15 protein-coding genes and 1 pseudogene are annotated in these 18,683 nt (G+C 72.4%); 7 read left to right on the top strand and 9 right to left on the bottom strand.

Annotated features, from left to right (window positions below; all coding sequences use genetic code 11):
* Window positions 1-219: 219 nt before the first annotated feature.
* Window positions 220-1,362 (bottom strand): methyltransferase, encoded by a 1,143-nt coding sequence (locus ACFWM2_RS09610; RefSeq protein WP_383275367.1) that lies wholly within the window; start codon window positions 1,360-1,362, stop codon window positions 220-222.
* A 110-nt stretch (window positions 1,363-1,472) separates the two neighbouring features.
* Here ACFWM2_RS09610 and ACFWM2_RS09605 point away from each other — a divergent pair, with 110 nt between their 5' ends.
* Both ACFWM2_RS09605 and ACFWM2_RS09600 read left to right on the top strand, forming a co-directional pair.
* On the top strand, window positions 1,473-2,135 hold the full coding sequence (locus ACFWM2_RS09605) for an alpha-ketoglutarate-dependent dioxygenase AlkB family protein (RefSeq protein WP_383275364.1): 663 nt from the start codon (window positions 1,473-1,475) through the stop codon (window positions 2,133-2,135).
* Window positions 2,136-2,184: 49 nt separating this feature from the next.
* On the top strand, window positions 2,185-3,426 hold the full coding sequence (locus ACFWM2_RS09600) for an ROK family protein (protein WP_383275361.1): 1,242 nt from the start codon (window positions 2,185-2,187) through the stop codon (window positions 3,424-3,426).
* A gap of 287 nt (window positions 3,427-3,713) precedes the next feature.
* Here ACFWM2_RS09600 and ACFWM2_RS09595 read toward each other — a convergent pair whose 3' ends face one another.
* The 3 genes and pseudogenes from ACFWM2_RS09595 to ACFWM2_RS09585 all read right to left on the bottom strand — a co-directional run bounded on the left by ACFWM2_RS09595 (window position 3,714) and on the right by ACFWM2_RS09585 (window position 5,555).
* Window positions 3,714-4,622 (bottom strand): phosphotriesterase, encoded by a 909-nt coding sequence (locus ACFWM2_RS09595; protein ID WP_383275358.1) that lies wholly within the window; start codon window positions 4,620-4,622, stop codon window positions 3,714-3,716.
* Window positions 4,619-4,828 (bottom strand): annotated as a pseudogene (locus ACFWM2_RS09590) (DUF4865 family protein); the annotation flags it as partial. The gene ACFWM2_RS09595 and the pseudogene ACFWM2_RS09590, both read right to left, overlap by 4 nt.
* Window positions 4,829-4,973: 145 nt before the next feature.
* Window positions 4,974-5,555 carry a TetR/AcrR family transcriptional regulator gene (locus tag ACFWM2_RS09585; protein ID WP_383275355.1) on the bottom strand — a complete coding sequence of 194 codons (582 nt, stop codon included), beginning with the start codon at window positions 5,553-5,555 and terminating at the stop codon, window positions 4,974-4,976.
* A gap of 176 nt (window positions 5,556-5,731) precedes the next feature.
* Here ACFWM2_RS09585 and ACFWM2_RS09580 point away from each other — a divergent pair, with 176 nt between their 5' ends.
* The 3 genes from ACFWM2_RS09580 to ACFWM2_RS09570 are packed head-to-tail and all read left to right on the top strand — an operon-like array spanning window position 5,732 to window position 9,434.
* Window positions 5,732-6,025 carry an SHOCT domain-containing protein gene (locus ACFWM2_RS09580; protein WP_383275352.1) on the top strand — a complete coding sequence of 98 codons (294 nt, stop codon included), beginning with the start codon at window positions 5,732-5,734 and terminating at the stop codon, window positions 6,023-6,025.
* Entirely contained in the window at window positions 6,022-6,876 is an 855-nt protein-coding gene (locus ACFWM2_RS09575; RefSeq protein WP_383275349.1) for an ABC transporter ATP-binding protein, read from the top strand. The genes ACFWM2_RS09580 and ACFWM2_RS09575 overlap by 4 nt, the downstream gene beginning before the upstream one ends.
* Window positions 6,873-9,434, top strand: coding sequence for an FtsX-like permease family protein (locus ACFWM2_RS09570; RefSeq protein WP_383275346.1), 2,562 nt, complete (start codon window positions 6,873-6,875; stop codon window positions 9,432-9,434). The genes ACFWM2_RS09575 and ACFWM2_RS09570 overlap by 4 nt, the downstream gene beginning before the upstream one ends.
* A 32-nt stretch (window positions 9,435-9,466) precedes the next feature.
* On the opposite strand, the gene ACFWM2_RS09565 is transcribed toward ACFWM2_RS09570, so the two are convergent.
* On the bottom strand, window positions 9,467-9,985 hold the full coding sequence (locus ACFWM2_RS09565) for an ATP-binding protein (protein WP_383275343.1): 519 nt from the start codon (window positions 9,983-9,985) through the stop codon (window positions 9,467-9,469).
* A 182-nt stretch (window positions 9,986-10,167) separates the two neighbouring features.
* Window positions 10,168-10,491, bottom strand: coding sequence for a hypothetical protein (locus ACFWM2_RS09560; protein ID WP_383275340.1), 324 nt, complete (start codon window positions 10,489-10,491; stop codon window positions 10,168-10,170).
* Between the two features lie 332 nt (window positions 10,492-10,823).
* Between ACFWM2_RS09560 and ACFWM2_RS09555 the strand changes: the two genes are divergently transcribed.
* On the top strand, window positions 10,824-11,948 hold the full coding sequence (locus ACFWM2_RS09555) for a PLP-dependent cysteine synthase family protein (RefSeq protein ID WP_383275337.1): 1,125 nt from the start codon (window positions 10,824-10,826) through the stop codon (window positions 11,946-11,948).
* A gap of 43 nt (window positions 11,949-11,991) precedes the next feature.
* Here the strand turns inward: ACFWM2_RS09555 and ACFWM2_RS09550 are convergent, their stop codons facing one another.
* Window positions 11,992-12,471: an SRPBCC family protein gene (locus ACFWM2_RS09550; RefSeq protein WP_383275334.1), complete on the bottom strand. Its 480-nt coding sequence runs from the start codon at window positions 12,469-12,471 to the stop codon at window positions 11,992-11,994.
* Between the two features lie 106 nt (window positions 12,472-12,577).
* Entirely contained in the window at window positions 12,578-13,408 is an 831-nt protein-coding gene (locus tag ACFWM2_RS09545; protein WP_383275331.1) for a DeoR/GlpR family DNA-binding transcription regulator, read from the bottom strand.
* Between the two features lie 426 nt (window positions 13,409-13,834).
* On the opposite strand from ACFWM2_RS09545, the gene ACFWM2_RS09540 reads away from it, so the two are divergent.
* A complete protein-coding gene (locus ACFWM2_RS09540) occupies window positions 13,835-16,105 on the top strand; it encodes a hypothetical protein (protein WP_383276485.1) in 2,271 nt (756 codons plus the stop codon).
* Here ACFWM2_RS09540 and ACFWM2_RS09535 read toward each other — a convergent pair.
* Complete coding sequence (locus ACFWM2_RS09535; RefSeq protein WP_383275328.1) at window positions 16,075-18,507, bottom strand: right-handed parallel beta-helix repeat-containing protein; 2,433 nt, start codon at window positions 18,505-18,507, stop codon at window positions 16,075-16,077. The two genes, ACFWM2_RS09540 and ACFWM2_RS09535, sit on opposite strands and share 31 nt — an antisense overlap.
* Window positions 18,508-18,683 lie beyond the last annotated feature (176 nt).

Here is an 18,683-nt window from a genome sequence, read left to right as displayed (position 1 = left end):
GCTTGTCCGTGGCCGGAGTGTTCTGCGGGGCGGAGTCGGGGCGGGTTGTCTGCGGCCGGGGTGTTCTGCGGGGCTGAGCCGGGACCGCTTCCTCGCGGCCGGACCGCGGCGGGACGGCGGCCGGACCGGCGGGACGGCGAGCCAAGTAGGGCCGGTGCCGCCGTGGGCCGACAAGGCCTGCCGCGGGGAACTCGGGGCCCCCGCGCTCCCCGCGGGGGACTACTTCCTGACGGCCCTGAGGATCACGAACTTCGCGTCGCTGGCGACCAGTTCACTGTTGCCGAAGAGGCGGCGCAGCTTGAGGTGGTAGCCGAGGTGCCGGTTGCCGATCACCCACAGCTCCCCGCCGGGGCGCAGCGCGCGCCGCGCTCCCTCGAACATCCGCCAGGCGGTGGCGTCGGTCGTCGCCTGGTGCGAATGGAAGGGCGGATTGTTGAGTACGACGTCGACGCTCGACTCCGGCACGCCGCTCAGGCCGTCGCCGACGAGGAACCGCGCCGTGCCCTTCGCGTTCGCCCGGTAGGTCTCCTCCGCCGAGGCCACCGCCTGGTAGGACTCGTCCACGAACAGCACCTCGGCCTCCGGGGCGGTCAGCGCGGCCGCCGTACCGACGACGCCGTTGCCGCAGCCCAGGTCCACGATCCGCTCGGCGTCCCGGCTGTCCGGCAGATGCCGGAGCAGGAACCGGGTGCCGATGTCGAGACGGTCGGCGCAGAAGACGCCCGCATGATTCACGACGGTCCGGCCCGACAACGGGCCGATGTCGTCCGGGAGTTCATAGCGGTGCGGCCACGGGTTGGTGCCCCGCGAGTGGCGCGGATCCGGGCTGCAGAAGATCAGCCGGGCCTTCTGCTCGGCGAGCGATGTGCGGGTCGGGCCGAGGATCCGCTCGAACAGTTTCAGCGTCGAGGTGTGGATCTCCTTGACCATTCCGGTGCCCACGACGAGCGTCCCCTCGTGCACCGCGGGGGCGAGCCGGTGCAGCTGGTCCTCCAGCAGCGCGAGGCTCTTGGGGACGCGCACCAGCAGCACGTCGATCCGGTCGGGAGGCGGGTCCTGGGTGGTGAGGAGACGCAGGGTGCTCGCGTCCACGCCGTTGCGCCGCAGGTTCGCCCGGGTCGCCTCGCGCGCCAGGAAGGAGTCGGTGATCCCCACCGGCCGGTGCGCCGAGAGCGCCGTGACCAGGGAGCCCCACCGGTCGCCGACCACCACGACCGTGCCGTTCAGTGGGGTGTCGCCCGCCGCGAGATGCCGCAGCAGATAGGCGTCGGACGCGTCCCAGGCGCGCAGTCGGTCGCGGGTGTCCTCGGGAAAACGGGCCAGCGTGTACTCGCCCCAGGGTGTGGCCATACGGTCGTCCATCGTGGGTCAAGGCTAGCCGAACCGCAGCTCAGGGCCTTTCCCGGTGGCCTGCGTGCGGACCAGCCGCAGCGCCCGGGGCCGCTGCCGGCCGATGCGTGATGATGGAGGCCATGGACAGCGAGCTGTTTCCGCGCGGGCGGACGGAGGTCGCGCCGGGCGCGGTGCACGTGCCGGACTGGCTCGACGCCGGGGCCCAGCGGCAGCTCCTGGAGGCGTGTCGTGCCTGGTCCCGGCCACCCGCCGGCCTGCGCACGGTCCGCACACCCGGCGGCGGCACCATGACCTCCCGCCAGGTCTGCCTGGGCTGGCACTGGTATCCGTACGGGTACGCACGCACCGTGGTCGACGGCGACGGGTCGCCGGTGAAGCCCTTCCCCGGCCGGCTGGCCGACCTCGGCCGCGGCGCGGTGGCCGACGCGCTCGGCCCGGAAGCCGCCGCGGCTGCCGCGTACGACATCGCACTGATCAACTTCTACGACGCCGACGCCCGGATGGGCATGCACCGGGACAGCGACGAGAAGTCGGCCGCCCCGGTGGTGTCGCTGAGCCTCGGCGACACCTGCGTCTTCCGGTTCGGGAACACCGAGTCGCGGACCCGCCCGTACACCGACGTCGAGCTGCGCAGCGGGGACCTGTTCGTGTTCGGCGGGCCGTCCCGCTCGGCCTACCACGGGGTGCCGCGGGTGCACGCGGGCACGGCGCCCCCCGAGTTGGGGCTCACCGGCAGGCTGAACATCACCCTGCGAGTGAGCGGCTTTCCGGACAGGTCCTAGGCGGCCCGGACGGACCGCCCGGCCACCGGATCATGGGAGACTCGCCCTCATGAACGGCAAGGCGGGCCCCCGGGCGGCGGGGGAAGGGAACACCCGGACGAGGCTGGACCGGGGGCGTGGTGCGCTCGGACCCGCCTTGGAGCTCGTGCACACGGGACGTGCGCCGACCCGTGCCGTGCTCACTGCCGAGCTGGGGGTCACCCGGGCGACCGCCGGCGCGGTGGCCGCGGAGCTGGAGGCCCTCGGGCTGATCCGGGTGGACGCGCGGCCCGGCGCGGCCGCGGGGTCCCAGGGGCGCCCCTCGCACCGGCTGGAGGTCGCCGAGGACGGACCCGTGGTGCTGGCCGCACAGGTGCACGCCGACGGGTTCCGCGCGGCGCTGGTCGGACTCGGCGGCCGTATCGTCGCGACCGCGCCCGGCTGTGAGACGGTAGACGCCGACCCGGCGAAGGTGCTCGGCTCGGTGGTCGAGGCCGGGGCCGAGCTGCTGGCGGCGACCGGACGGCGTTGCGTGGGCGCCGGACTCGCCGTGCCCTCGGCGGTCGCCGAACCGGAGGGCCTGGCCCTCAACCCGCTCCACCTCGCCTGGCCCGCGGGCGCGCCCGTCCGGGAGATCTTCGCGGAACGCGTGCGGGCGGCCGGGATCCACCGACCGGCCTTCGCGGCCAACGACGTCAACCTCGCCGCGCTCGCCGAACACCGTCACGGAGCCGGCCGAGGCGCCCGAGATCTGCTCTGCGTGGCCACCGGACACCGGGGAGTGGGCGGTGCGCTGGTGCTCGACGGGCGCCTGCACACGGGCAGTTCGGGCCTCGCGCTCGAAGTCGGCCACCTCACCGTCAACCCCGAGGGCCGCCCCTGCCACTGCGGCAGCCGGGGCTGCCTGGACGTCGAGGCGGACCCGCTGGCCTTCCTCGACGCGGCAGGCCTCGCCCCGGGGCCCGAGGTGTCGCTGCTCCAGCAGGCCAACGACCTGATCCGCGGCCAGTACGCGGACCCGGGCGTCCGCACGGCCACCGAGGCCCTCATCGACCGGCTCGGCCTCGGCCTCGCCGGCCTGGTCAACATCCTCAACCCCGACCGCATCATCCTCGGGGGCCTGCACCGCACCCTGCTCGACGCCGACCCGGACCGCCTCCGCGCCGTCGTCGCCGACCGCAGCCTGTGGGGACAGAGCGGCGGCGTCCCGATCCTCGCCTGCACGCTGGACCACAACAGCCTGGTCGGAGCAGCCGAGTTGGCATGGCAGCCGGTCCTCGACGACCCGCTGACGGCACTCGCCGAGGCCTAGGGCCTGTCCGCAGAGTCCCGTCGTCCGCCCGGAGGGCAGGCCCTGCGGCGTCGTGGGGCCCCTCCCGCTCGAGCGAAGCCGAGCGTGGGGGCGCGTGCTCTGGGGTCCCCCCGGCCGGAGGCTGGGGGAGTGCCGGGCGCAGACCCATGTACGTCTCGTACGTGGGTCTGCGCCGGTGCGGCGAGTGGGGGCACCTCCCACGCCCTTGAGGCAGTGGGGAGTGCCAGGCGTCGCCGCAGCAGACGGGACTTCGCGAACCCGCCCCGCCCCGCCTCAGAGCCCGCTGCCTAGCTCCACTCCACCGCGAACGCGCGCCCCGGATTCTCGGTGAGGATCCGGTCCACCAGGGTCTTCCCCAGGGCGAGTTCGAGCCGGGGCCTGACCCGGCGCAGCAGATACGGCATCCCCGGGCCGCCGTTGACCGAGCGGGCCGCCGCGGTCGTCGTATCACCTCCCAGGAGCAGCCGATGGCCGAAACCGGCGTCGGCGAGGGCCCGCACGCCGTCCGGCATCCGCCAGTCCGTGGCGTGGTTCGCGCGCGAGGGGCCGTCGAAGGCGAGGTAGGCGCCCGACTCGGCGGCCTGGCGCTGCACCACCGCGTCCGGTGAGCGGTTGAGGTGGCCGAGGATCACGCGGTGCGGCGGGACCCCCGACTCGCCGCACAGCAGGTCGAGTACGTCGAGCGCGCCCGTGCCCAGCTCCAGGTGGACGGCGATGGGGGCACCTGTGGCGTGGTGGGCCTCGGCCGCCGCGGTCATCGTCCAGCGGGCATGCGCGTCGAGGGCGTGGAATCCGCCGGCGACCTTGATCAGGCCCGCCCTGACGCCCGACGTGCCGACACCCCGCGTCAGTTCGGAGACGAACACCTCGGCCAGCCTGCCGCGCAGCTCGGTGAGCAACTCCGGCGGGTAGTGCGCCGCTTGATGGAGCCCGGTCGCGGCGATGATGTGCACCCCGGTGTCACGGGAGAGCAGCCGCAGATCCGCGACCCGCCGGCCCAGCCCGTACGGCGTCCACTGCACCACGCCGGTACCGCCCTGCTCCCGGAACGCGGCCAGCTCGGCCCGCGCCGCCACCGCATCGCACAGTTCCTCCCCGGGCAGCCGGGGACTGCTGAAGAAGACGTGGTCGTGCGCGTCGCACACCCCCAGCCGGTCGGGAGGTATGTCCCCCAGGACCGTGCGGACCGTGCTCACCACTGCCGCCCCCGCGGCAGCCGGTCGCGCCCTGGCTGCGACATGTGCAGCACCTGGAACACGTCGCCCGGCGCCTTCGTCGCGTCATGGTTCCAGAGCGAGAAGTGCACCAGTTCCCAGTTGCGCGCATCGATCGCGGCGGCCGCGCAGACCGCGCCGTCCAGCGCGGCGAGCAACTCGGTCTCCTGCACCGCTTTCTCCGTCACTTCGGAGCCGTACCGCGCCCTTGAAGTGCTCATCCGCTCCCCGCCCCGTATCCGTACCCGTACCGCGTCCGTGACGTGCTGGTCCGGTCCCCGCCCGGTGTCCGCACGCTTCCTCGTGGTGTGCATGTGCATGGCGTGAACTCCCTCAGCGGAGCGGGGCGAGCAGCGCGAGCAGCCCGCGGACTCCGGTGTCGAAGGCGGCGGGTGAGCCGGACGCGCGGGCCAGGACATAGCCGCCCTGGACGGTCGCGACGATGGTCGCGGCGATCTCCTCCGCGTCCAGCGAAGGCGCGAACTGCCCTTGTTCCTGGCCCTCTTCGACTATTCCGGCCAGACGCTCGCGCAGCCGGTCGAGCATCTCGTCGACGGGGGCGCGCAGCTCGTCGCTCGCGATCACGTCCGGATCCATCGTCAGGCGCCCGACCGGACAGCCGCGCAGCACATCGCGCTCGCGCAGCAGATAGGCCGCGATGCGCTCGTACGGCGTCCCGGGGGAGTTCAGTACGCCCTCGGCGGTAGCCCACAGCTCCCCGGCGGTCCGGCGGATCGCGGCCAGCGCCAGATCGGGCTTGCCCGTGAAGTGGTGGTACATGCTGCCCTGCCCGGCGCCCGCGTGCCGCTGGATCGCCTTGGGGCTGGTGCCCACATAGCCGCGCTCCCACAGCAGCTCGCGGGTGGACTCGATCAGCCGGTCCGCGGTGCTCGTGCTCATGACCCGACTGTACATACCAGTAGGTACAGTCGTCTAGGCAGGCCGTGCGGCGCGCCGGGGAGCAGCCGGGGGCACCCCGCGTACTCCCGGGGAGGTACCCGCACTGCCGCTGGCCGTACGACGACCCGGACCCCCTCCCGGAGCGAGGCTCGACCCATCACGAAGGAATCGCACCGAGGAGATGACCTGAGATGCAGACCCTGGCGAACTGGGACGGCGGACCCGGCCCGTGGATCCTGTTCTTCCCGCTGATCTGGGCGGCCGTCGTGATCGGCGTCGTGACCGTCCTGCGCCGCACCGCCTGGCGTGGCCGCCGCGGACCGTGGCGCGCCATGGACGGCGACAGCCGCCCCACGGGCGACGCGCCGCTCGCCGTCCTCGGCCGACGCTTCGCCTCCGGCGAGATCGACGAGGACGAGTACTGGCGCCGGCTCTCCGTCCTGGACGAGCAGTTCGGGCGCGCCGGCAAGGGAGGAGCGGCATGAGCATTGCAATCGGCGGCACCACCGTGACCGCCACCCGCCATGCCGCCCGTGTCGCCGACGCCGTCAAGGTGTACGGCTCCGGCGACACGGCCGTGCGGGCCCTGGACGGGGTGAGCGTCGGGTTTCCCACCGGACGCTTCACCGCGATCATGGGGCCCTCGGGCTCCGGCAAATCCACCCTGATGCACTGCGCCGCGGGTCTGGACACCCTCAGCTCCGGAGCCGCGTACATCGGCGGCACCGAACTGAGCACGCTCGACGACCGGCGCCTCACCCTGCTGCGCCGCGACCGCATCGGCTTCGTGTTCCAGGCCTTCAACCTGGTCCCGACGCTGACCGTCGCCGAGAACATCACGCTGCCGAGGGATCTCGCCGGCGGCCGGGCCGACGCCTCGTCCCGTGAGTGGATCGAAGCGCTCATCGACGTCGTCGGCCTGCGCGACCGCCTGCACCACCGTCCGGCGGAACTCTCCGGTGGGCAGCAGCAACGCGTCGCCGTGGCAAGGGCGTTCGCCGGCCGGCCGGACGTGGTCTTCGCCGACGAGCCGACCGGCAACCTCGACTCGCGTTCCGGCGAGGAGGTGCTGAACCTGCTCGGCCGGGCGGTGCGCCAGATGGACCGCACGGTCGTCATGGTCACCCACGACCCGGTCGCGGCCGCGCACGCCGACGAGGTGGTCTTCCTCGCCGACGGCCGTTTGGTCGACCGTATGGAGGCCCCGACGGCGGACAAGGTCCTGGACCGTATGAAGGCCTTCGACGGCGCCGAGGGCGCCCGCGCGGACCGAGGGCGCGACCTCGACCGCATGGCCGGCGCCCGCGGCCCCGACGGCAAGGGAGCACCGTCATGAATGCCTCCGTCCGCATCAGCGTGTCGTCCCTGCGCGCCCATAAACGACGCTTCGCCGGTACGTTCCTCGCGGTCTTCCTCGGCGTCGCCTTCCTGGCCGGCACACTCGTCATGGGCGACACCCTGCGCGCCGGCTTCGACACGATGTTCGGCAACGCGACCAGCGGCACCGACGCCGTCGTCCGCAGCGCCGACACCATCACCACGCCCGGGGAGAGCCAAGGCGTACGGCAACCGGTGGCCACGGACCTGGCGACGGCCATCGAGAGGACGCCCGGCGTAGCGGCCGCCGTGCCCGACATCCAGGGCGCGGGGCAGCTCGTCGGCGCGAACGGCAAGCCCATCGGCGGCCAGGGCCCGCCCACCCTCGCGGGCAACTGGATCGACGACCCGAAGCTCAACGCGTACCGCCTCGCCGACGGCCGCGCTCCGTCGAAGAGCGGTGAGGTCGTCGTCAACCGGGGCGCCGCCGAGAAGGGCGGTCTGAGCATCGGGGACACCACGACCCTGCGCACGCCCGACCCCGTCAAGGTGACGATCGTGGGACTGGCCACCTTCGGCGGCGAGGACGGCATGGCCCAGGTGACGTTCACCGGGATGACGCGGGCCGACGCCGAGAAGTACCTGACCGCCAAGCCGGGCGAGGCCGCGACCATCCAGGTGCGGGCCGGCCCCGGCATCGGCCAGCACGAGCTCGTGGACCGGCTGACACCCGTACTGCCCAAGGGGGTTGAGGCGATCACCGGTCAGGAGTCGGCACAGGAGAACACCGACATGGTCTCCAGCCAGTTCCTGACGCTCTTCACCACCTTCCTCCTCGTGTTCTCCGGCATCGCGCTGCTCGTCGCGACCTTCTCGATCCACAACACCTTCGCGATCGTCGTCGCCCAGCGCACCCGCGAGAACGCCCTGCTGCGCGCCCTCGGTGCCTCGCGCCGGCAGATCACCGTTTCGACGCTGGCCGAGGCGAGCGTCGTCGCCGTCGCGGCCTCGGCAGCCGGGCTGGCGGGCGGGATCGGCGTGGCCGCCGGACTGCAGGCGCTCTTCCCGGCCATCGGATTCCCTTTCCCCGAGGGCAACTTGGTGATCAGCGCACTGTCCATGGCGCTGCCGCTCGCGGTGGGCATCCTCGTCTGTCTCGGCTCCGCGCTGCTGCCCGCCGTACGCGCCGGACGCATCGCACCGCTGGCCGCCCTGCGGGAGACCGCAGTCGACCAGTCCGGAGCCTCCCGCGCCCGTGCCGTCGTCGGCGCCGGCCTCGCGGCCACGGCCGTCGGGCTGACGCTCGTCGGCGTCCTGGCCTCGCCGTCCCTGTGGCTCGCCGGATTCGGTGCGGTGCTGGCCCTGGCCGCCTTCGTGGTCCTCGGGCCCGTCGCGTCGAGTATGGCCGTACGGGTGATCGGCGTCCCGCTGGACAGGCTGCGCGGGGTCACCGGCGGCCTCGCCCGGCGCAACGCCCTGCGCAGCCCCAAGCGGACCGCCGCCACCGCGAGCGCACTGATGATCGGGGTCGCCGTCGTCTCGCTGTTCACGGTTTTCGGTGCCTCCCTGAAGGCCACCATGGACCAGACGGTCTCCCGGTCCTTCGCGGGCGATGTCGCCGTCAGCACCCCGTCGTTCGGCGCGGGTGGCAGCGGCCTCAGCCCTGCGCTGGCCCCCGCGATCGCCCGGCAGTCCACCGTCGAGAACGCCGTCGGCCTGGGGCGCGGAGTCGCCGAAGTCGACGGCAAGGGACGCGCGCTGACCGTCACGGAGCCGGTCGCCCTGGGCAAGGTCTTCGACCTCGGTCAGGTGCGCGGATCCCTGGGGTCCCTCGGCGCCGACGGCATCGCCATCACCCGGAAGGAGGCCGACAAGCAGGGCTTGACGACCGGGGACACCGCCCGGCTCGCCTTCACCGACGGCAAGAAGGAGACCTTCACCGTCCGTGCGGTCTACGGTCAGTCGGAACTCGTCGGTGACTACGTCATCACCCGCGCCGCCTGGGCCCCGCACCGCACCCAGGACTCCGACACGCTCGTCGCGGTCTCCTTCAGGGACGGCGTGAGCACATCCGAGGGCAAGGCCGCGGTGCGGAAGGTCGCGGCAGCCTACGGCAGTCCCGAGGTACAGACCCGCGACGAGTACGCGCAGTCCTCGGCCGGAGGCATCGACATGATGCTGACCCTGGTCTACGCGCTGCTCGCGCTCGCGGTGCTGATCGCGCTCCTCGGCATCGCCAACACCCTGACCCTCGCCCTGCACGAGCGCACCCGTGAACTCGGCCTGCTCCGGGCCGTCGGGCAGACCAGGGCGCAACTGCGCGCCATGGTCCGCTGGGAGTCGGTCCTGGTCGCCGCCTTCGGCACGACGGGCGGGCTAATGCTCGGCGGCTTCCTCGGCTGGGTCCTGGTGAAGGCGTCGGACGGCGTCTCCGACAGTGCCTTCGCCTTCGCCGTACCGCCCGTACAGCTCATGGTGGTGCTGCTGGTGGGCCTCGCGGCCGGCGCACTCGCCGGCCTGCGTCCGGCGCGGCGGGCGGCACGCCTGGACGTGCTGCGCGCCATCGCGACCGAGTGACCCGTCCGTACGCGGCGGAGGTCACCGCCCGGTCAGCCGGCAACGGCGGACCGGGCGGGAGCGTGTTCGGGCCTGCGCCCATCGGCCCCGAACCTGCGGGCGGGTGCCTCGCGGGAGGTGCCGTAGGGCGGACGGTTCGGCGGGGCGAGTGCCGTGGAGGACGCCGGAAGGGTGAACCACACGACCTTGCCCGACTCTCCGTTCGGCCGCACGCCCCAGCTCTCGCTCATCGCGGCGACCATGGCCAGGCCGCGTCCGCAGGTGGCGAAGGGCTCGGCCTTCTCCACCATGGGCAGACGTGGGTCGTTGTCGTGCACCGAGACCGTGAGCCGGTCGAGCAGGAGCTCGATCTCCACGGTGCACGTCTTGTCGGGCTCGGCGTGCCGGTGAACGTTGGTCAGGAGTTCGGTCACACCGAGCGCTGCCCGGTCTATCAAGGGGTCCAAATGCCAGTAGCGCAACTGCGCAGATACGATTCTGCGGACCTGGCCGATCCGCGACGGCAGGGCTTGGAGCTCCACCGTGCAATGCCTGCTTGGCTGGCTGATCACGGCTGCGACTCCCCGAATTGAGGTCCGGAAGAAGACGGAGATCGGATCCAGCGGGTGGCTGCGTGAAACGACCGCCTGCTGTAGTGGCCGGCGGGCTGGTTCGCAGCGTTATCGCCGGTAAACCCAGAGTGATGTGAGAACAGCGTGACTCAGGGGATGCGGTCCTGCAACTCGCGGCACCTTCAGCCGGTGCGCCCCGCCGCCTTGCGTACTGCCTCGATGAACCGGCGCGCCGAGGGCGGCCCCGGTTTTCCGGGTGCGGGGTCGTGGTCTCCGAGGGTGAGCAGATAGCGGGTGCCGTTGACGTCGGCCAACGCCCGGTCGTCATGGGCGAACCAGGGCTTCGACGCACGCACCGCCTGGACCGGCGCGCTGTCGATCTCACTGCCGTAACTGGTGAGCAACTCCAGCCTGCCATCGCTGATCCGGACCTGTCCGGCCCGGGTGAGCGAGCGCAGCCGTTTTCCGATCTGCACGCCCGTGGCCGTGAACTCCGGTTCCGCCATGGTGCCCCGCCCCCTTGTGCGTTGCGGCTGTCGCTCCGTCATGGTCCCGCACGGCCGTGGTCCGGTGAAGCATCCCCACTTCGGACCCCTGCCCGTGCGGTGCAGTCTGCCCGCACCCGGCGTCGAGCACCAGTGCGCATGACGTAGCTCCCGGGGTCGGCGGGAGCACTCGCCGGGATGCGCCCCCCGTAGTCGCCCGAGCTCTCCCCCAGGGGTGCCTTTGGGCTGCTCAAAGGAGTGTTTATGCAGGTGAGAAGCGTGCGGAAGGTGCCTATGATCGAGGTGTCCGACCCGGTGAACCGGCGTCGGAGCGATGTGTGAGGAGCCCCGCCGTGAGCACGCCCCAACAGACCCGAACCGGCCAGACACTCGACGTCGACCACACGGACGTGGAATACCGCAGCTGGCTCAAAGAAGCGGTACGCAAGGTCCAGGCCGACGCCAACCGCTCGGCCGACACGCATCTCCTGCGTTTCCCGCTGCCCGAGCGGTGGGGCATCGACCTGTACCTGAAGGACGAGTCGACGCACCCGACCGGCAGCCTCAAGCACCGGCTGGCCCGTTCCCTGTTCCTCTACGGTCTCTGCAACGGCTGGATCCGGCCCGGTCGCCCCGTCATCGAGGCGTCCAGCGGCTCGACCGCCGTCTCCGAGGCCTACTTCGCGAAGCTCATCGGCGTGCCGTTCATCGCCGTCATGCCCCGTACGACGAGCGCCGAGAAGTGCCGGCTGATCGAGTTCCACGGCGGCCGATGTCATTTCGTGGACGACTCCCGCAGGATGTACGAGGAGTCCGCCGCCCTCGCGGTGGAGACCGGCGGCCACTACATGGACCAGTTCACCTACGCCGAGCGGGCCACGGACTGGCGCGGAAACAACAACATCGCCGAATCCATTTTCCGCCAGCTGGAGTTGGAGCGCTTCCCCGAGCCGGCGTGGGTGGTCGCCACGGCCGGCACCGGCGGCACCTCGGCGACCATCGCGCGGTACGTGCACTACATGCAGCACGACACCCGCATCTGCGTCGCCGACCCGGAGAACTCGTGCTTCTTCGAGGGCTGGACCACCGGCGATCCGGCCGTCACGACCGACTGCGGCTCGCGCATCGAGGGCATCGGCCGCCCGCGCATGGAGCCCAGCTTCGTGCCCGGCGCCATCGACCGGATGATGAAGGTCCCGGACGCCGCCAGCGTGGCCGCCGTACGGGCTCTGGAGCGGGGGATCGGCCGCAAGGCGGGCGGTTCGACCGGTACCGGCCTGTGGAGCGCGCTGAAGATCGTGGCCGAGATGGTGGCGGAGGGACGGACGGGGAGCGTGGTGACGCTGCTGTGCGACCCCGGGGACCGCTATCTCGACAAGTACTACTCGGACGCGTGGCTGGCCGAGCAGGGCCTGGACATCGCGCCCTACACGGCGGCGATCGAGTCACTGCTGCGGACGGGGATCTGGCCGGAGTGACGCGGCCGGTCACCCGGCCGTGAGCCGGGCCGGAGCAGCCCCCTCAGGCGTGCGTCGACGCCAGGCGCCGGTCCAGGGCCGTGACCGCGCCCCGGAAGGCCCGGCCGAGGCCCGCCCGCCCCAGGGTCAGGGCGAGCCGGAAGGGCGCGCCCCCGTCGGCGGCGAAGGTCCACTGCACGCGTGTGCCCGTGCCGTCGGGCGTCAGCCGCCACTCCTCAAGGAGCGCGTGCGCGCCGGGAGCGTTCGTCACGTCGACCCGGTACGCGTACACCTGGGGCGCGTCGGCCGCGAGGACGGTCTCCTGGAACCGCGTGCCGCCCTTGAGCCGGATCTCGCGCCCCGTGCCGTCCTCGGTGGGTTGGGCGAATCTGACCGCCGAGAACCACTCGGTCCAGCCGGGCACGTCCTCTGCCAGGGCGCGGAAGACCGCCTCGGGAGGTGCGGCCACCTCGTGCGCGAACACCAGGCGCAGCGGAGCGGTCTCGGCGAAATCGAGTCCCACTGGGCGCAGACGGCGTGCCATGGACGAAACCCCCTTGCGGGACGGATCCCGGGCGGAAACGAGCGGTGACCGGTGCCGCACCGCGCCATCGGGCGGCGCGGGCAGCGTCACCATAGCTGGCGGTCCGTCAGATGTCTGTAGCGTCCGCGGGCTCGCCGGCCACCACCAGGCGCGTCAGATGCTCCGCGATCTCCGTGCGCGCCTCGGTGGGCAGCCCGGCGTCGGTGACCAGGGTGTCGACCTGATCCAGTGCGGCGAACGAACTCAGGCCGACCGTGCCCCACTTGGTGTGGTCGGCGACCACGACGACACGCCGTGCGGACTGCACAAGACGCCGGTTGGTCTCGGCCTCCGCCAGGTTCGGCGTCGACAGACCCGCCTCGACCGATATCCCGTGCACGCCGAGGAACAGCACGTCGAAGTGGAGCGCCGCGATCGCCTGGTCGGCCACCGGACCCACCAGCGAGTCGGACGGCGTGCGCACCCCGCCCGTCAGGACCACGGTGGCCGCGCCCTGGCGCTGGCCCGCGACGCGCTGCGCGGAGTGGAAGACGTCGGCGACCCGCACCGAGTTCGTGACCACGGTCAGGTCCGGCACGTCGAGCAGCTGATGGGCGAGCGCGTACGTAGTCGTACCGCCGGAGAGCGCGATCGCCGTGCCCGGTGCGACCAGCTCGGCCGCGGCCCGCGCGATGTCCTCCTTGGCGGACAGCTCGAGCCCCGACTTGGCCTCGAAGCCCGGCTCGTGCGTACTCGCCTCGACCACCGGGACTGCGCCGCCGTGCACCTTCTCGACCACGCCCTGCCGGGAGAGGGCGTCGAGGTCGCGGCGGACCGTCATGTCGGAGACGCCGAGCCTTCGGGTCAGTTCGTTGACCCGGACCCCGCCGCGGCGCCGCACCTCATCGAGGATCAGGGCGCGCCGCTGCTCCGCGAGGAGGTTCTGATTCTCGCTCACGTCCGCTCCGGTTCCTTTCGCCTCAGCACGTCCGACACACCGTCCGAACGCCCTCCCACGAGGACATTCTCCCCGTCCGAGGTCCGCAGGACGTCCCATCCTTGCACGGCTGTGCGACAGCTGCGCCACTGCCCGCACACAGGCCGCATCGGTTGATGTCACACGTATGGGGGAGATTCCGTGGCCACAGGTGTGAGCCGCCTCGCGAGCGGAGATCCTGAGCCTGCACATGACACACGCCAGCGCGTAGCACGGGGGATGTGCAGAACAGTGGAGCGTGCACGGGAACACACGTCGACAGGGCAGCGCGGCGACTCCCTCCAGACCTCGACGGGGGAGCACGCCGGCTCCTTACCGCGGCCCGCGGTGGCCGAGACCGCCCTCGAACTGCTGGTCCACGGCGTCGGCGGCACCACACCCCAGGAGATGCTCGACGACCCGCGCACGGTGCGGATCACCGGCGACGAGACAGCGGCCGTCTACCGCCGCACCGACGACGCCGACGCCGAAGCCCGCCCCGCCGGCCATCAGGCTCAGCCGGTCCGCGAGGCCTACGTCTGGTGCAACCTCACCTCCGGCAACAGCGCCCGAGCCCTGTGGCTGTTGCTGCTGCCGTTCATGGTGGTCAACCTGGCCCACTGGATGCGCCCCACGGCACGCGACCGGAAGCGGACGGTACGGCTGTACGGGCTGCTGGTGCGCCTCACCGGCCTCACGCTGACCGTGCTCCTGGTGGCCGCCGCCTGCGAGGTGGCCCTCGACCTGACCGCCTGGCAGTGCGCGGGCACGCGCGGGTGCGCCGAGGACCACACCTGGCTCGGTTTCCTGTCGCCGGCCGTCTCCGACGACGGGTGGTGGAGCCTGCCCGGCCGCCGACTGGCCCTCGCGGGTCTGGTACCGGCCGCCGTCACCGGCCTGCTCTGGTATCTGTCCCACCGCACCTGGAGCGCGTACGAGTCCCAGCAGCCCATGTCCCGCCGGGCCGAACCCGACGAGGAGACCGGGCGCACCGGTCTCGGGCGGCCCGGGTTCTGGTACGGGCGCCGGCTCGTCGCCCGGCTGCGCGCCGCGCACACCGCAGCGGGGTTCCTGACCGTCGCGGCGGCGGTCGGCACCTCGGCAGCCCGCTACGACCGAGGGTCCGGCGGGTCCGACCTCCTGGACCTCCTGGGTCGGCTGCTGGAGGTGGCTCTGGTGGTCGGCGCCCTCATCGTGGTCTGGGTGGTATGCCGGAGGGGCCGCAGCGAGAACCGCGTCGACCGGCAGCTGGACGAGAACCTCATCCGCTGGCTGCCGGTCGGCTCGATCGCCTTCCTCGTCCTCACCATGCTGTACGCGGGGTGGTCACGGGCCGGCTGGCGGTCGACGGGGCGGCTGCCGGGCGACACGACGTTCGGCGCCATCGCCCTCGGCCAGGGCCTGCTCGTCATCGCCCTCGCCGTGGTCGCCCACGCCCTGTACCGCACGCACCCCGACACCCGCACCGCGATGCGCGGACTGGCCGGGCCCGCCGTCGCGATGCTCGCCTGCGCGCTGGGCGGCGTGATGTCAGGAGGCGTGGCCCAGCGCGTCGCCGACTGGCTGGACGGCACCAGGGACGCGCTGGTGAGTCCGCCGGTGCTGCTGACCTGGCAGGCGTCCGTGATCCCACCCGTGCTGCTCGTCGTCCTCGCCCTGGTCGGCCGGCTGGCCTGGCGCACCCGGCAGCTGCGGCGCGCGGAGATGGCATCGGTCGAACTCGACTACCGGGGCGAGCCCAAGGACACGGCACGCACGCGTCGCATCGCGAGCACGCGCGCGCGTGCCTCCCTCACCGACCGAGCGCCGCGGATCGTGGGCATCACCTCCGCGGCGACGCTGTTCCTCGGCGCGATGGCCCTGGTGGGCGCCGCGACCACCGACAAGGCGCCGGGGGAGGCCGCGAAGGGCTCGTACGCCTTCGTCGAGGGCACCGCCCAGACCGCGCAGACGCTCGGGTCCTGGCTGATCGGACTCGGCTTCATACTGTTCGTCACCTGGGGCCGTCGCGCCTACAAGGACGCCGCCGCGCGGCGCACCATCGGCATCCTCTGGGACGTCGGCACGTTCTGGCCCCGCGCCGCCCACCCCTTCGCGCCCCCGTGCTACGCCGAGCGTGCCGTGCCCGACCTCACCTGGCGCATGGCGACCTGGACCCGAGCCACCGGCGGCCGGCTCGTCATCTCCGGGCACTCCCAGGGCAGTGTGCTCGCGGCCGCGGCGGCCTGGCAGCTGAAGCCCGCGGTCCGCAAGCGCGTTGCCCTGCTCACCTACGGCTCGCCGCTGGAGCGCCTGTACGGGCGGTGGTTCCCGGCCCACTTCGGCCCGGCCGCCCTCACCTCCCTGCATCGAGAGGTCGACTGCTGGCGCAATCTGTACCGCCGCACGGACCCCATCGGCGGCCCGATGCGACTGCCCGGGGACTGCGGCCCGCAGGTCGACCGTGAGCCTCTGAAGGACCCGCTCGCCTACGGCCGCACCGAGCAGCACCCGCTGCCCGCCCCGATCCTCGGGCACGGCGACTACCAGGCGGATCCGGCGTTCGCGCAGGAGCGGGAGCGGCTGCTCGCGCGGCTCAGAGCGGAGGTGCCGGCGCCGCGGGCACGGGCGACCGAAGAGCCCACGCACGCGGGGGAGGCCGATCACCCTCAGGACGGCTCGGGCAGGTCCTCCGAGTAGAGCAGGGTCAGATCGTCCGTACTCGGCTCGTCGAGCTGGGCGACCCGCCCGGCGTGCCGCTCCACCATCGCCTCGAAGGTCTGCCGTGCCGTGCGGCCGTTGCCGAACGCCGGTCCCTTCGGGATCTCCGTGAAGTACTTCAGCAGTGCCTCCGACGCGCCCGGCGCCAGCCGGTACTCGTGCTCCTCGGCCTGCTGCTCCACGATCCGCAGCAGTTCTCCGGGGTCGTAGTCGCTGAAGGTGATGGTCCGTGAGAAACGGGACGCCACACCGGGGTTGACCGAAAGGAACCGCTCCATCTCGGCCGTGTAGCCCGCGACGATCACCACCACGGCCTCGCGGTGGTCCTCCATCAGCTTCACCAGCGTGTCGATCGCCTCGCGCCCGAAGTCGCGTCCCGAGTCCTCCGGCGACAGCGCGTACGCCTCGTCGATGAACAGCACACCGCCACGCGCCCGGTCGAAGGCTTTTTGGGTGCGGATCGCGGTGGAGCCGATGTGTTCGCCCACCAGGTCCACGCGGGAGACCTCGACGAGGTGGCCCTTCTCCAGCACGCCCAACGACGCCAGGATCTCGCCGTACAGCCGGGCGACGGTCGTCTTACCGGTGCCGGGGGAGCCCGTGAAGACCAGATGGCGCCGTGCGGAGGCCGCCTTGAGGCCCGCCTCCTGCCGTCGGCGGCCCACTTCGATCATGTCGGTGAGCGCACGGACCTCGCGCTTGACGCTCTCCAGGCCCACCAGCGTGTCGAGTTCACCGAGGACGGCCTTCGACGGGCGCGTGGGCTGCTCCGGCCCCTCGGCCGGTACGGCGAGCGGCTCCTGCTCGGTGGTGCGCTGGCCCGGGATGGCGCCGAGGAGACCGGGCCGGCCCGCTGTCTCCACGGCCGTCTCGTGCGCAGGGGAGCGCAGGCCCGCACTCTCGTCGCTCGTGCAGTCCTCGACCACCGGGCCTCCGCCGGACGTGCCCGGGCCGCCCTCAGCGAACTCGTACCCACCCCGCGCGCACCGCTCCGTGCGGCACTTCTTCAGCGTCGTACGGCAGCCGTCGATCACATGGAACCCGTACCCGCCGCTGCCCGTGACCCGGCAGTTGTGGAAGCTGCCCCGGCCACCGGCGGACACGTAGAAGCCCGCCTCCGCGGGTGAATCCACCGTGCAGCGCTCGAGGGTGGGGTCCGCGCCCTTGGTGACGATCACGCCGGTCTGGACGCCGTCCACCGTGCAGCCGGACAGGGTGCCGCCACTGCCGTGGTCGCGGAACCAGACGCCCGTCGCCGCGTCCCGGACCCGGCAGTCGTCGAGCTGCGCGGTGGCGCCGTCGCTGACCGACACGGCCGTGTTGCGCACCTGCGACAGGTCGCTGTCGACGACGTCCGCCCGGGAGCCGCGGTCGAGGACGAAGAGGGCGTCCGGCACGTCGTGCACCCGGCACGCGTCGAGCACCACGGTCGCGCCGTCGCTGACCCACACCGCGGGGTAGTCGCCCGTACTGTCGAAGATCTCGCACTGATTGGCGTCCACGCGCGTGCCCGGGTCCCACACGGACAGGCCGTTGCGGCCGAACTGGCGCACCGTGGTGCGCGTCAGCGTGAGCACCGAGCGCGAGCGGAGATCGACCGCGTTCTCGGGGATGTCGTGGATGCGGCAGTCGGCGAGAGTGAGGACGGCGTCCGTGTCGAGCGTGACGCCGTCCGCGGTCGTCCGGTGCACATCGCAGTCGGTGAGGTGCGCCGTGGCCCGCCCGGTGACCTGCACACCGGAACCCTTGACCTCGTACACCTCGCAACCGACCGCCTCCAGGGACGAGTTCTCCCCGGTCGCCGACAGGCCCGCGCCCGAGGCATGGTGCACCCGGCAGCGCTCGAGACGCGGATGAGCACCCCCGCGCACGACGACACCTGACTGGCCGGCCGCGACGACCTCGCACTCCTCGAACACCCCGCCGCCGCCGTCGAGTACGGCGATGCCGATGCCGGCGGGATTGTCGACCGTGCACCGCCGGACCGTCGGGCGGGCGCCGCCGCGCACCTCGATCCCGGCCGCGGACCGGGTGACGATCCGCAGGTCCAGCAGTTCCGGTGTGCCCTCCTCGACAAGAACCGCGGGGGCGGCCGCGTCCTGGCCCTCCACGTACAGGTCCTGGACCACCGCCGAGGCGCAGACGGTGAGCGGTACCCCGTCGATCGGCGCGATGCGCACCGAGCCGGGCGAGCCCTCCGGGCCGCGCAGCGTCACCGCCTGCTGGACGACGAGGTTCTCCCGGTAGGTGCCGGGGGCGACAGTGAGGACGTCGCCTTCGCCCGCGGCCTCCAGAGCGGCGGCGAGCGATGCGTACTCACCTGTACGGCGCCGCCACCGCGACGTGCCGGTGTGCGTCACCTGGACCGTGCCCTGTGCCATGGCGCTGCTGTGCCCCCACCTAGTCGTACGCGGGTCCTGAGTGGTCGACTGCATCATGTCGCAGATCCGATCCCCCGGACGGGGATTTGATCTTGCCGAAGACCGATCTTGTCGAAGACCGAGGACGACCTCTCACGAAGGTGCCGAACAGTTCGGCCGGTCCACCGTAGCGTGCG

It is taken from the genome of Streptomyces sp. NPDC058371 (genome assembly GCF_042723265.1).
Classification (GTDB): Bacteria; Actinomycetota; Actinomycetes; order Streptomycetales; family Streptomycetaceae; genus Streptomyces.
Note: the sequence above shows the minus strand (reverse complement) of the source record. Positions and strands in the feature narration are given on the sequence as shown.